Source organism: Serratia proteamaculans, assembly GCF_013337185.1.
Lineage (GTDB): Bacteria > Pseudomonadota > Gammaproteobacteria > Enterobacterales > Enterobacteriaceae > Serratia > Serratia proteamaculans_D.
In genome coordinates, this window is record NZ_SWDE01000001.1 from 1,380,292 (window position 1) to 1,393,227 (window position 12,936).

At 55.9% G+C, this 12,936-nt stretch carries 15 protein-coding genes; 11 read left to right on the forward strand and 4 right to left on the reverse strand.

Features of this window, described 5'->3' with window-relative positions; all coding sequences use genetic code 11:
- Positions 1–85 precede the first annotated feature (85 nt).
- Positions 86–1,102: a low-specificity L-threonine aldolase gene (gene ltaE, locus FCL49_RS06435; protein ID WP_174352866.1), complete on the forward strand. Its 1,017-nt coding sequence runs from the start codon at positions 86–88 to the stop codon at positions 1,100–1,102.
- A gap of 35 nt (positions 1,103–1,137) precedes the next feature.
- Here the strand turns inward: ltaE and FCL49_RS06440 are convergent, their stop codons facing one another.
- Positions 1,138–1,485, reverse strand: a complete 348-nt coding sequence (locus tag FCL49_RS06440) for a DUF1294 domain-containing protein (protein WP_174352867.1) — start codon at positions 1,483–1,485, stop codon at positions 1,138–1,140.
- 153 nt (positions 1,486–1,638) lie between these two features.
- Here FCL49_RS06440 and FCL49_RS06445 point away from each other — a divergent pair, with 153 nt between their 5' ends.
- Both FCL49_RS06445 and FCL49_RS06450 read left to right on the forward strand, forming a co-directional pair.
- Positions 1,639–3,078, forward strand: coding sequence for a DUF2867 domain-containing protein (locus tag FCL49_RS06445; protein ID WP_174352868.1), 1,440 nt, complete (start codon positions 1,639–1,641; stop codon positions 3,076–3,078).
- Positions 3,079–3,246: 168 nt separating this feature from the next.
- A complete protein-coding gene (locus FCL49_RS06450) occupies positions 3,247–4,257 on the forward strand; it encodes an NAD-dependent epimerase/dehydratase family protein (RefSeq protein ID WP_174352869.1) in 1,011 nt (336 codons plus the stop codon).
- Here the strand turns inward: FCL49_RS06450 and FCL49_RS06455 are convergent, their stop codons facing one another.
- Positions 4,258–5,094 (reverse strand): N-acetylmuramoyl-L-alanine amidase, encoded by an 837-nt coding sequence (locus FCL49_RS06455; RefSeq protein ID WP_368040106.1) that lies wholly within the window; start codon positions 5,092–5,094, stop codon positions 4,258–4,260.
- A gap of 190 nt (positions 5,095–5,284) precedes the next feature.
- Between FCL49_RS06455 and FCL49_RS06460 the strand changes: the two genes are divergently transcribed.
- Positions 5,285–6,829: a DUF3300 domain-containing protein gene (locus FCL49_RS06460; RefSeq protein ID WP_174352871.1), complete on the forward strand. Its 1,545-nt coding sequence runs from the start codon at positions 5,285–5,287 to the stop codon at positions 6,827–6,829.
- Between the two features lie 42 nt (positions 6,830–6,871).
- Here the strand turns inward: FCL49_RS06460 and FCL49_RS06465 are convergent, their stop codons facing one another.
- Positions 6,872–7,195, reverse strand: a complete 324-nt coding sequence (locus FCL49_RS06465) for a heavy metal-binding domain-containing protein (RefSeq protein ID WP_037426521.1) — start codon at positions 7,193–7,195, stop codon at positions 6,872–6,874.
- A gap of 161 nt (positions 7,196–7,356) precedes the next feature.
- Here FCL49_RS06465 and FCL49_RS06470 point away from each other — a divergent pair, with 161 nt between their 5' ends.
- From FCL49_RS06470 to FCL49_RS06500, 7 genes are all read left to right on the forward strand, one after another.
- Positions 7,357–7,905, forward strand: a complete 549-nt coding sequence (locus tag FCL49_RS06470; protein WP_174352872.1) for a lipoprotein — start codon at positions 7,357–7,359, stop codon at positions 7,903–7,905.
- A 263-nt stretch (positions 7,906–8,168) separates the two neighbouring features.
- Positions 8,169–8,897: an arginine ABC transporter ATP-binding protein ArtP gene (gene artP, locus FCL49_RS06475; protein ID WP_012006089.1), complete on the forward strand. Its 729-nt coding sequence runs from the start codon at positions 8,169–8,171 to the stop codon at positions 8,895–8,897.
- A gap of 33 nt (positions 8,898–8,930) precedes the next feature.
- Entirely contained in the window at positions 8,931–9,662 is a 732-nt protein-coding gene (gene artJ / locus FCL49_RS06480) for an arginine ABC transporter substrate-binding protein (RefSeq protein ID WP_017892235.1), read from the forward strand.
- 9 nt (positions 9,663–9,671) lie between these two features.
- Complete coding sequence (gene artQ / locus FCL49_RS06485) at positions 9,672–10,388, forward strand: arginine ABC transporter permease ArtQ (protein WP_174352873.1); 717 nt, start codon at positions 9,672–9,674, stop codon at positions 10,386–10,388.
- Positions 10,388–11,056: an arginine ABC transporter permease ArtM gene (gene artM / locus FCL49_RS06490; RefSeq protein WP_012006086.1), complete on the forward strand. Its 669-nt coding sequence runs from the start codon at positions 10,388–10,390 to the stop codon at positions 11,054–11,056. Before artQ ends, artM begins: the two co-directional genes overlap by 1 nt.
- A gap of 208 nt (positions 11,057–11,264) precedes the next feature.
- Positions 11,265–11,999, forward strand: a complete 735-nt coding sequence (gene artJ / locus FCL49_RS06495; RefSeq protein WP_012006085.1) for an arginine ABC transporter substrate-binding protein — start codon at positions 11,265–11,267, stop codon at positions 11,997–11,999.
- Between the two features lie 88 nt (positions 12,000–12,087).
- Positions 12,088–12,705: a Fic/DOC family protein gene (locus tag FCL49_RS06500; RefSeq protein WP_174353476.1), complete on the forward strand. Its 618-nt coding sequence runs from the start codon at positions 12,088–12,090 to the stop codon at positions 12,703–12,705.
- Here FCL49_RS06500 and FCL49_RS06505 read toward each other — a convergent pair.
- Positions 12,702–12,869 (reverse strand): hypothetical protein, encoded by a 168-nt coding sequence (locus FCL49_RS06505; protein WP_174352874.1) that lies wholly within the window; start codon positions 12,867–12,869, stop codon positions 12,702–12,704. The two genes, FCL49_RS06500 and FCL49_RS06505, sit on opposite strands and share 4 nt — an antisense overlap.
- Positions 12,870–12,936 lie beyond the last annotated feature (67 nt).

The window sequence follows — 12,936 nt, forward strand, 5'->3', positions numbered from 1 at the left end:
GGAGCTGACTCAAGTCAGTGACTGGGGTGAGCATGTACAGCCAACACCGCTGCGGCTTGAAAGATGAAGGGGATAAAGGATTTTTATGCTTATTGATCTACGCAGTGACACCGTGACCCGCCCCAGCGCCGCTATGCGCGATGCCATGGCCCAGGCGGAAGTGGGTGATGATGTTTACGGCGATGACCCCACGGTCAACGCTCTGGAGGCAGAGGCGGTTCGCCTGTCCGGTAAAGAGGCGGCGCTGTTCTTGCCAAGCGGTACTCAGGCCAACCTGGTGGCATTGCTGAGCCATTGCCAGCGCGGTGACGAGTACATTGTCGGCCAGCAGGCACATAACTATAAATATGAGGCCGGCGGTGCGGCGGTGCTCGGCAGCATCCAACCACAGCCGATTGAAGCTAACCCGGACGGCACCCTGCCGCTCGATAAGGTCGCGGCGGCCATCAAACCCGACGATATCCACTTTGCCAAAACTCGCCTGCTGAGCCTGGAAAACACCATCAGTGGCCGCGTGCTCCCGCTGGAATACCTGCAGCAAGCCTGGCAGTTCAGCCGTGAACATCAGTTGGCGTTGCACATCGACGGCGCACGCATCTTTAACGCCGCCGTCGCGCTGAATGTGCCTTTGAATGAGATTGTGCAGTACTGCGACACCTTCACCATTTGCCTGTCGAAAGGATTGGGTGCCCCGGTGGGTTCCTTGCTGTGCGGCAGTGAAGCCTTTATCCAGCAGGCCCTGCGCTGGCGTAAAATGACCGGGGGTGGTCTGCGCCAGGCCGGTATTCTGGCTGCGGCCGGTCTCTATGCGCTGGAGCACAATGTCGAACGCCTGCGTGAAGACCACGACAATGCCAAATGGCTGGAACAGCAGTTGCAACAGATTGGCGTTGAGATTGTTGAACCGGGCGCGCAAACCAACGTGCTGTACCTGCGCCAGTCACCAGAGCTGGCAGCCAAACTGGGCCCCTGGATGCGTGAGCGCGGCGTGCTGATCAGCAGCGGGCCACTGACGCGCATTCTGACCCACCTTGACGTCAGCCGTCAGGATTTGCAGCAGGTGGTCGATTTATGGCAGCAGTTCCTCCGGCAGCACGCCTGAGTCCTTGCCTGTACGGGGCGCTAACGCGCCCCGCCTCAGAGTATCCAGCGGCCATAAACCCAGTACCAAATCGCCAGCGTCGCCGCAATGTTCAGCACCACGCTGACGATAAACCAGCTCTTGAACGGCTGTTTCTGGGTTTTATGGCGAAATACCTGCTGCGCCACTATCGCTCCCACCCAACCGCCCACCAGCCCGAACACCAGCAGCGTGCTTTCCGGCACCCGTTGCCAGCTTCTGCGTGCAGCAAACTTATCCGCAGCGTAGACCACCAGCGTCAGCAGGTTAGCCAACAACAACCACATCCAGATCGGATGCAGGAAAAACAAACTGGCGATCAGCGCCAGCCCCAACAGGGCATAACAAACAGCATTGAGTTTCATAGCTTCCGGCTTAGCGCAGACAAACGGCGGGTAGTGTGACGCCCCCTGTCAGCGGATGCAATGCCCACATAACCACACAAAAAGTGCATTTAAACCACGAGTTTGGCATCCTGTGACTATGCTAAACAGACTTTCACCGCAAAGGCGGCGCTAATGACAGCTCAACGCGTACTGGTTCTTGGAGCCAGCGGCTATATCGGCCAAAACCTGATCCCCCACCTGATCGAACAGGGACATCACATTACCGCCGCCGCGCGTCGTATCGAATGGCTGCAGGAACAGCACTGGCCGCAGGTTAACTGCCAATATGTCGACGTTTACCGGCCGGAAACCCTGACCGCCGCGCTGTGGGAGATCGACGCGGTTTATTACCTGATCCACGGTATGGGCGACGGCGATGATTTTATTGAAAAGGAACGCCAGGCCGCTGAAAACCTGCGTGACGCGCTGCGCAATTCCAGCGTCAAACAGGTCATTTTTCTCGGCGCATTGCAACCCGAAGGCGACAGTTCACCACACCTGGTGGCACGCAAGCTGACCGGGGAGATCCTGCGCCAGAGTGGTGTTCCCGTCACCGAGCTAAGAGCCAGTATTATTGTCGGCCCCGGCTCGGCCGCGTTCGAAATCATGCGCGATATGGTTTACAACCTGCCGGTGCTGACTCCGCCACGCTGGGTACGTTCAAAATCTTCACCGGTAGCGTTGGAAAACCTGCTGGTGTATATGGCCGATCTGCTGGCCCATCCGGCGGAAGAAAGTCGTATTTTTGACGTTGCCGGCCCGGAGTACATCAGCTATCAAACCATGTTCGAACGCTTCATCGCCATCAGCGGTAAAAAACGCTGGCTGATCCCGATCCCGCTGCCGACCCGTTTTATCTCGGTCTGGTTTATCAGCATGATCACCTCGGTGCCCACGTCAATCGCCAGCGCGTTGATCCAGGGGTTGAACCACGATCTGCCCGCCGACGGTAAACCGCTGCAGGCGCTGATCCCGCAGACGCTGCAGACCTTCGATCAGGCGGTGACGGCCACCCTGCAACGCGAAGAAGAGGTGGTCGATTCCGCCGACTGGGGTTACGACCCGGAAGCGCGGGCACGCTGGCGGCCGGGCTATGGTTTTTATCCGAAGCAGGCGGGTTGCTCGATAGAAACCCAGGCATCCAGCCAGGCTCTGTGGCATACGGTGCAGCAACTGGGTGGCAAAGAGGGCTATTTTTACGCCAATATCCTGTGGCAGATCCGCGCACGTATGGACGATATGATTGGCAATCGCGTGGTTTATGGCCGGCCACAGCGCGACACGCTGGAGGTTGGCGACGTCGTCGACGGCTGGAAGGTGATCACCCTCAAACCACAGCGGTTACTGGCATTGCTGTTCGGTATGAAAGCCCCCGGCCTGGGGCGCCTCGCTTTCACCATCAAGGATCACGGCGACCATCGAACCCTGGACGTACGGGCCTGGTGGCACCCCGCCGGGTTTAGCGGACTACTGTATTGGTTCGCCATGATGCCCGCTCATCTGTTTATTTTCCGCGGGATGGCCCGGCGTATTGCCAAACTGGCCGAAGAACATCAGCGCAATCTGCCGTAATAGGCAGTATTCAGGTGTTCAATTGTCGATCAACCGCACACTTTGCTGCTGCGGTTAGGTCCTTTCCGATTGCATAGAGCACGAAATAACGGAAGAATGGCATCTTATTTGCTGGAGCGCCGCTGAAGGCCGTCAGCATTCTGATTTTTGGTGAGAATAGAGTTCGTTATGAAGGTATTGGTCACCGGTGCAACCAGTGGGTTAGGCCGTAACGCCGTTGAATATCTGCGCCGTCAGAGCATCAAAGTACGCGCCACCGGTCGCAACCAGGCGATGGGCAGTCTGCTGGAAAAAATGGGTGCGGAATTCATTCATGCCGATCTCACCAATCTGATCTCATCGCAGGCCAAAGCCATGCTGGCCGATGTGGACGTGCTGTGGCACTGCTCCAGTTTCACTTCCCCCTGGGGTACCGAAGAAGCCTTTGAACTGGCCAACGTGCGCGCTACCCGTCGCCTGGGCGAATGGGCGGCGGCCTACGGCGTTTCGCAGTTTATCCATATCTCTTCGCCGGCGGTTTACTTCGACTACCATCACCATCGCAACGTTACCGAAGACTTCCGCCCTGTACGCTACGCCAACGAGTTTGCCCGCAGCAAGGCCGCCGGTGAACAAGTGATCCAACAGTTGGCACTGTCCAATCCGCAGACCCACTTCACCATCCTGCGCCCTCAGGGGCTATTCGGACCGCACGACAAGGTGATGCTGCCGCGTCTGTTACAGATGATCAAACGCTACGGCAATCTGTTGCTGCCACGCGGCGGTGCCGCGCTGGTGGACATGACCTATCTGGAAAACGCAGTGCATGCCATGTGGCTGGCGACCCAAAAAGAAAATACCCCGTCGGGCCGTGCCTACAACATCACCAACCAGCAGCCGCGTCAGCTACGCAGCGTGGTGCAGCAGTTGATCGACGAGTTGGGCATGAAGTGTCGGATCCGCTCGGTACCCTACCCAATGCTGGACATGATGGCGCGTGGCATGGAAAAGCTCGGCAGCAAAAGTGAAAAAGAGCCGGTACTGACCCACTATGGCGTCGCCAAGCTCAATTTTGATCTGACGCTGGATACCACACGTGCCCAGCAAGAACTGGACTACCGGCCAATTATTTCGCTGGATGAAGGTATCTCCCGCACCGCCCGCTGGCTGAAGGATCACGGCAAACTGCACGGTCTGTAATTAACGGGCGGCTCCGTATTTCAGCAACAGCGCGTCGACAATCGCCTCACTCTCGGCATCCGGCTCACCGCGATAATCGCTGGGCCGGAAATGCATCTGAAACGCCGCCAGCACGTTTTTCTGCTGCCGAGCATCCCACTGCGCATCGATGCCATAACCGTAACTCGCCAGCTTGGCCATCAACGGTGCCAGCGGCACTTCGGCATGCTTATCCCGCCCGGCCAACAGTTTCTGCACCTGATCCTCGTCCGGCCAGGCGCCTATGCCCGCCTGCGCCAGCTGTTGCCAGGGGAATAGCGGGCCGGGATCCTGCTTGCGCTGCGGCGCAATATCGCTGTGCCCCACCACGTCCGTTGGCGAAATACCGTAGCGCTGGATAATATCGCGGCTCAGTGGGATCAACAGGGCTATTTGCTCCGGCGTATAGGGCTGCCAGTGGGTAAACAGCAGGGTACGGTTGAACCCGCGATTGACGATCTCAATACCAATCGAGGTGTCATTAAGGTTGGTTCTGCCGCGCCAACTGCTGGCCCCGGCATGCCATGCGCGCAACGCTTCCGGCACCAGTTGAAATGCCACCGGCTTGCCCTGCGCCAACGGCGGATGTGCCGGCAACAGATAATGCGCGCTGACGTGTTCATCCGTCAGGGTTTTCAATGAGGAGTGGAAGTCTTCGGCAGTGTAATGCATCACCAGGAAACGAATGCGCTGGTCTGCGCCCTGGGCCTGATGCAGCGTTTCCAGCTGATAGCCGCCATGGTCGACGATAGTGTCCTGCGGCGCACTTTGGCAGCCTGCAAGCAGCGCTACGGCAAATATCCCTGGCCAAATTTTCACGAATCCCTCCTGTGTGTCAGCTATGCCGAATTTGTAACCCGAATTGATTAATCTGTATCCAATAATCATTGTAATCAATAAATGATGACAGACCAGCCTGATGTGCAAGCGAGTGTTGCGCTTGACTGGCAGATTGCACTTCAGCTGTTAGGCTAATCATATTATCTGCGCTGATATAAGCGAGTCACTCATGTTCAAGCCAAGCTACCTCTCATGGCTGATCTGTATCGCCATGCTCCCGCTCAGCGGTTGTGACCAAAAAACAGTGGCCAACGCCATGGGGGCCACGCCGTCTGCAGCTACCGCTCCGGCGGCAGACACATCTTCCGCAGTAGCCACCTCCCCCGCGGCAGCACCGGCCTACACGCCGTTGAGCGCCGATCAACTCTACCAGTTGGTCAGCCCGGTGGCGCTTTTTCCTGACAAATTGTTAGCGCAGGTGCTGGCCGGTGCCGGGTATCCCGACCAGATCAGCACGGCGGATAACTGGCTGGCACAAAATCGTAGCCTGCAACCGGCGGCGCTCGCCACGGCCGCAGACGCTCAGCCCTGGGACCCGAGCGTGCGTGGCTTGGTACAATTTCCTGACGTGCTGGATCAAATGGCTAAAAATATCCCCTGGACCACGGAACTGGGCAGTGCCTATCTCAACGATCCTACCGACGTGATGAATGCCATTCAGGTGATGCGTCAACGCGCCGCCACCCAAGGCACGCTGAAAACCTCACCGCAGCAAAAGGTGATAGTCACCCCGGCCACGCAATACGTTGAACAGCAGCCCTCCCCACAAACCGTAGTGGCGGCTCCGGCCCAAACCATTGTGATTGAGCCCAGCCAGCCGAATGTGGTCTATGTACCGCGTTACGACCCCTGGGTAGCCTATGGCGCACCGGTACCGGCCTACCCGAGCTACCAATACCCAAGTGCACCCGGCTATAGCAGCGGCGATATGGTGGCGGCAGGAGTGATCAGCTTTGGTGTCGGGATCGTGGTCGGTGCATTGATTAATGAAAACCATCATGACGACTGGCATAGCTGGGATGTGCACTGGAATAATCGGCGTCAGCCGGTGGTCTACAACAACGCGCCCTATATTTCGCATTCCACCACGGTGATTAACCGCGTCACCAATATCAATCAATTTAATAATGTGAACCGTAGCAACACCGTGAATAACTACCGCAACACGCCGATGGTTCAGGCACCGCGTATTGCCGCACCGACGGCCCGTCCGGCTCCTAACGTTAACACGATGCAACAACCTCACTTTGCCCAGCAGGCCGCCGCGGTTAATACGCGCCAGCCAATGACTACACCTAACTTTACCCATACGGGAACGGTAGCCGCCCCCCGTGCAGTAACACCCTCGGCCCATGCTCAGCCACAGATGACCCTGCCTAAATTCAACTCTACGGCACCCGCAGCGGTACCGCCGCAAACGCGAAAATCAGCAGCGCCGGTTCAGCAAACAGAAAAACGGCCAACACAGCAGCCCAAACAACGCACAACCGCGCCTCAGGCCGTACAACAGGTGACTCGGCCCGCAGCCACTAAACCGGTGGTTCGTAGCGCGCCCGTAGCCCCGGTTTCCCGCCCGCAGCCGGTTCAGCAACGCTCTGATACCCCGCGGAACCCGTTCCATCAGCAACGGATACAGACAGAGCATCGCCCGGCCCCCGCAGTCAGACAGCAGGAACGCCGGCCATTAAAAATTGAATCCCGCAGGGCTGATTAAAGATATGACGCCCCGGCGGAGGCCGGGGCGTGAAAGAAGGGATTAACGACTGACTTTCACTGCGGTGCCGCTGACGGTCACCATCAGCATGCTGCTGTCTTTACCCACGGTTTCGTAATCGATATCAATACCGACCACCGCGTTGGCACCCAACTCTTGTGCCTGCTCTTCCAGTTCCTTGAAGGCGATCAGGCGTGCTTTACGCAGCTCTTTCTCATAGGCCCCGGAGCGACCACCGACGATGTCACGCACGCCGGCAAAGAAATCACGGAAAATATTGGCACCCAGAATAGCCTCGCCGGTGACTACGCCGCAGTACTCGGTAATGGTAAACCCTTCCAGGGTCGGGGTGGTTGAAAGCTGCATCAAAACTCCTTGCTTGATTGATTCATGGCATTTATCTGACCATCGTTTTAGCATTATGTTCTGTATTGAAATGGCACGCACTACGAATGCAAGGCCAGAAATCGCATTTATACTGTAGGCTAGTGGTCTTCATGGTAGAGACTTTCACATAAGGTAATGAGATGAAAACAAAAACGATTGCGGCTGTTATTCCCTTAGCGCTGTTACTGAGTGCCTGCACCACCGTTGAACCGGCATTCAAGGATATCGGCACCCGTACCGGCGGTTGTGTGGAAGGCGGCCCGGATGCGGTTGCACAGAAATTTTACGATTTGCGCCTGCAACAAGGTGCCGGTACTACCCTGCCGGACAGCAACCGTCTGGCGCAATTGCAGCCTTACCTGAGTAAAGTGCTGTACCAGGATCTGGTGACCGCTAACCAGAATCCGGGCAAACATCAGGTCACCGGCGATCTGTTTACCGGCAATGCTCAGGGGCCGACCAGCGCCACCGTCGCCAGCGCGTCGACCATTCCTAATACCGATGCCAAAAATATCCCGTTGCGCGTTCAGCTCAGCTACCAGAAAGACGGTGGCAGCGCAGTCAACTGGCAGGATGAAGTGCTTATGGTGCGCGAAGGCACCTGTTGGGTCGTGGACGATATCCGCTATCTGAACGTGCCACCGCACGCCGCCAGCGGTACGCTGCGTCAGGTATTGGAAAACCAGTAAGCCAACTCAACCACCGGTGCCCTTGTGGGTACCGGTGGTTAGATAAATACCTTGATTGCGCGCAATATTTGTTCAATTTGAGAAATTTCGCTACCTGCCTCACAGCATGCACGACAAATCCCCCCTTCGAACCTGACTCGCGGTATCTTGTGCTATTCTTTTACTATTCTGCCGCGCAGTAATAAATTTTAACGCGCAAAGATTGCATAAGTATTCTGTGGAAGTTAACATTCGCGGCATCAATATCTATTCAATTCTGGCGCATGAGCATTCAACTTAACGGTATCAATTGCTATTACGGCGCACATCAGGCGCTGTTTGACATCACGCTGGATTGCCCAGCAGGGGAAACCTTAGTGCTGCTCGGTCCAAGCGGCGCGGGGAAAAGCTCGTTATTGCGGGTGTTGAACCTGTTGGAAATGCCACGTTCGGGCCAACTGCAGATCGCCGGTAACCAATTCGACTTTAAGCAGGCTCCGGGCGAAAAAGCCATTCGCGAGCTACGGCAGAACGTCGGCATGGTATTCCAGCAATACAATCTCTGGCCTCACCTCACCGTGGTGCAAAACCTGATCGAAGCACCTTGCCGCGTGCTGGGCCTGACCAAGGCTCAGGCGATGGAGCGTGCCGACAAGCTGCTCAAGCGCCTGCGTCTGACCGACTTTGCCGATCGTTTCCCGCTGCACCTCTCCGGTGGCCAGCAACAGCGTGTAGCCATTGCCCGTGCGCTGATGATGGAACCGCAGGTTCTGCTGTTTGATGAACCGACGGCCGCGCTGGATCCTGAGATCACCGCCCAAATCGTCAGCATCATTCGCGAATTGGCCGGCACCGGGATCACCCAGGTGATCGTGACCCACGAAGTGGAAGTGGCGCGCAAAACCGCCAGCCGCGTGGTGTATATGGAAAACGGCCACGTAGTGGAACAAGGCGATGCCAGCCACTTCAAGAATCCACAGACCACCGAGTTTGCCAATTACTTATCACACTAACAATTTTACTTGCTGTAATTTGGGGAGTTTGCGATGAAAAAACTAATAATCGCCGCCGTTCTGGCCGGCATCAGCGTTTCCGCCTCTGCAGCCGAAACCATCCGTTTCGCTACCGAAGCTTCTTATCCTCCATTTGAATTTATTGACGCCGGCAACAAGATCCAGGGCTTTGATGTCGATCTGGCCAATGCGCTGTGTAAAGAGATCCAGGCCGAATGTACTTTCACCAATCAGGCCTTTGACAGCCTGATCCCAAGCCTGAAGTTCAAGCGTTTCGACGCGGTGATGGCCGGTATGGACATCACGCCAGAGCGTGAAAAACAGGTGCTGTTTACCAAGCCGTATTACGATAACTCCGCCCTGTTTGTGGCCCAGAAAGGCAAAGTGGCTGACGTCGCCGCGCTGAAAGGCAAGAAAGTGGGCGTGCAGAACGGTACCACCCATCAGAAATACCTGACCGATAAGCACCCGGAAATCACCACCGTGCCTTACGACAGCTATCAGAACGCCATTCTGGATCTGAAAAATGGCCGCGTTGATGCGGTATTTGGTGACACTGCGGTGGTCAACGAATGGCTGAAACAAAATGCGGCTCTGGCGGCAGTGGGCGACAAAGTAACCGATAAAGACTACTTCGGTACCGGTTTGGGCATTGCCGTTCGCCAGAAAAATACCGATCTGCAGGGCAAGTTCAACGCCGCTCTGGACAAAATCAAACAGGATGGGACTTACGAAACCATCTACAAAAAATGGTTCCAGCAGTAATCAACTCTGATGAATGAAATTCAACCTTTAGCAAGCGCCGCCGGGATGACCGTCGGCCTTGCCGTTTGTGCCCTTATCCTTGGGCTGATCCTGGCGATGCTGTTTGCCGTCTGGGAGTCATCACGCTGGAGAGTGGTTAGCTGGCTCGGCACCGCCTGGGTCACGCTGTTGCGCGGCCTGCCGGAAATTCTGGTGGTGCTGTTCATCTATTTCGGCTCATCACAGCTGTTGTTGATGCTGTCCGATGGCTTCACCCTGAACCTGGGTCTGTTCCAACTGCCGATCCAACTGGCGATTGATAACTTTGAAGTCAGCCCGTTCCTGTGCGGTGTCATTGCCCTCGCCCTGCTCTATTCGGCCTATGCGTCGCAAACGCTGCGTGGCGCGCTGAAGGCCGTGCCGCAGGGGCAATGGGAATCCGGTCAGGCGCTGGGGATGAGCACCACGGCAATTTTCTTCCGCCTGATCATGCCACAGATGTGGCGGCACGCGCTGCCCGGCCTCGGCAACCAGTGGCTGGTGTTACTGAAAGATACCGCGTTGGTGTCACTGATCAGCGTTAACGATCTGATGCTGCAAACCAAAAGCATTGCCACCCGCACCCAGGAGCCTTTTACCTGGTACGTGATAGCGGCGGCGATTTATCTGGTGGTCACCCTGTTCAGCCAGTACATCATTAAACGCATCGAACTGCGCACCACGCGTTTTGAGCGGGGGCCATCCTGATGTTTGAGTTCTTGCCGGAAATTATCAAAGGGCTGCATACCAGCCTGACGCTGACCATCACCGCGCTGATCGTGGCGCTGGTGCTGTCGCTGGTGCTGACGGTGATCCTGACGCTGAAAACGCCGATCCTGACGCCGTTGGTAAAAATCTATATCACCCTGTTCACCGGTACGCCGCTGCTGGTGCAGATCTTCCTGATCTACTACGGCCCCGGTCAGTTCCCGGCGATCCGCGAGTATCCGTGGTTATGGAACTTGCTGTCGCAGCCGTGGCTGTGTGCGATGATCGCATTGGCGCTGAACAGTGCCGCCTATACCACCCAACTGTTTTACGGTGCGGTACGGGCGATCCCGGCCGGTCAATGGCAATCTTGTGAAGCCCTCGGCATGTCGCGTTCGCAGTCGCTGCGTATCCTGCTGCCGTTTGCCTTCAAGCGTGCGCTGTCGTCTTACTCCAACGAAGTGGTGCTGGTGTTCAAAAGTACCTCGCTGGCCTATACCATCACCCTGATGGAAGTCATGGGCTACAGCCAGCTGATGTATGGCCGTACCTACGACGTGATGGTGTTTGGCGCTGCCGGACTGGTGTATCTGTGCGTCAACGGCTTGCTGACACTGCTGATGCGCCTGGTCGAGCGCCGTGCATTGGCGTTTGAACGTCGCAACTGAGTCAGTAGAGCGATACTCTCAAAGCCCTGCCATCGCGCGGGGCTTTTTTACATCCAGAACAAATTTTTAATCATTTATATTGCATATTAATTCATTAAATGGCAGGGTTAACACCGACCGAAAGCCGCCAAAACCCCTGGGTTATTGTCAGTAAAATCAAGCGGTGACGAGATAAAAATACGCAGACTTGCAGACAGGAGCTTTAAGCATGAAAAAACTATTGCTGGCCGCCACAGTATTAGCAGGCATCGCCTTTAACGCCAGCGCAGCCGAGACCATTCGTTTCGCCGCTTCCGCCACCTACCCGCCGTTCGAGTCGCTCGATGCCAACAACAAGATCGTGGGCTTTGATATCGATCTGGCTAATGCGTTGTGCAAACAAATGAAGGCCGAATGTACCTTCACCAACCAGGCGTTTGACAGCCTGATCGCCGCGCTGAAATTCAAGAAATACGACGCGGTAATCTCCGGTATGGACATCACGCCAGAGCGCAGCAAGCAGGTTGCCTTCACTCAGCCCTATTACGCCAACTCGGCAATTGTGATTGCCGAAAAAGGCAAGTTCAGTTCGCTGGCGGATCTGAAAGGGAAAAAGGTCGGCATGGAGAACGGCACCACCCACCAGAAATACATGCAGGACAAGCATCCGGAGATTAACACCGTCTCTTACGACAGCTATCAGAACGCCATTCTCGAGCTGAAAAATGGCCGCATTGACGGCGTATTCGGTGATACCGCCGTGGTCAATGAGTGGCTGAAGAACAATCCTCAGTTGGCTCCGGTAGGTGAACACGTGACCGATGCACAATACTTCGGTACCGGCCTGGGTATTGCGGTACGTCCGGACAATCAGGCGCTGCTGGCCAAGCTCAACAGCGCGCTGGACGCCATTAAGGCCGACGGCACCTACAAAGCCATTAACGACAAGTGGTTCCCTCAGTAACAACGGTCCAGGGCGTGGAATACCACGCCCCACACTTATCTCTGTAGTCTATTCTGTTCATAAAGCAACCCACTTACAGGTGGCGATGATGAACAAATACGATGTTTCAAACTCACAGGGGCAATTTGCCGACGGTGAACGCCAGGAAGTACTGCTCAATAAACTGGGTATAGTTCGCGTGGAAGATATCAACGATGTTGAATTGGTGCTGCTGGAGAAATTATATCACTCCGTTTTAGGCGCTGACCTCCCTCAGGGCAGGATTACCCTGGCCATGCTCCGGCAATGGCATCACCGCTGGTTGGGCAATGTCTATGACTGGGCCGGCCACGACCGCTCGGTCAATATCAGTAAGGACGGCTTTATGTTCGCGCCGGCGGCACAAATCGTTAAGCTGATGGGCCAATTTCAGTCAAACTGCCTCGATCGCTATACCCCCTGCACCGATTTGGATGAAGCCGCATTAATTGAAGCCATCGCCATTACCCATATCGAACTGATACTGATCCATCCTTTTCGCGAGGGAAATGGTCGGTTGGCGCGGTTATTATCGGACGTGATGGCGGTTCAGGCGGGGTTTGAACCTTTGGATTATGGCTGTTGGGAAAATAATCGGCCGCAGTATATCGCCGCCATTCATCATGGGATGCTGATGGATTACCAACCGATGCAGGAATGGGTTAGACAGGCACTGACAGCAGGCTAAAGGGCCAGGTGAAGATAAGCGTATTTTTCGCGTTTTTCGGCCAATATAGCCGCCACCTGTGTTGACGCCTGCCCGGTTTCAATGGCCGTGGAAGTGGCTACGGCACGTGCAATACGCTCTGACGTCGGCTTACCGGGTTGTCTCTGTGACTGGTGCTTTTTCATGTTTTCCCCTCGCTAGTGGGCTTAGTATAACCTCAATTAAACCGAATGAGGTCAACTCACGTGGTCA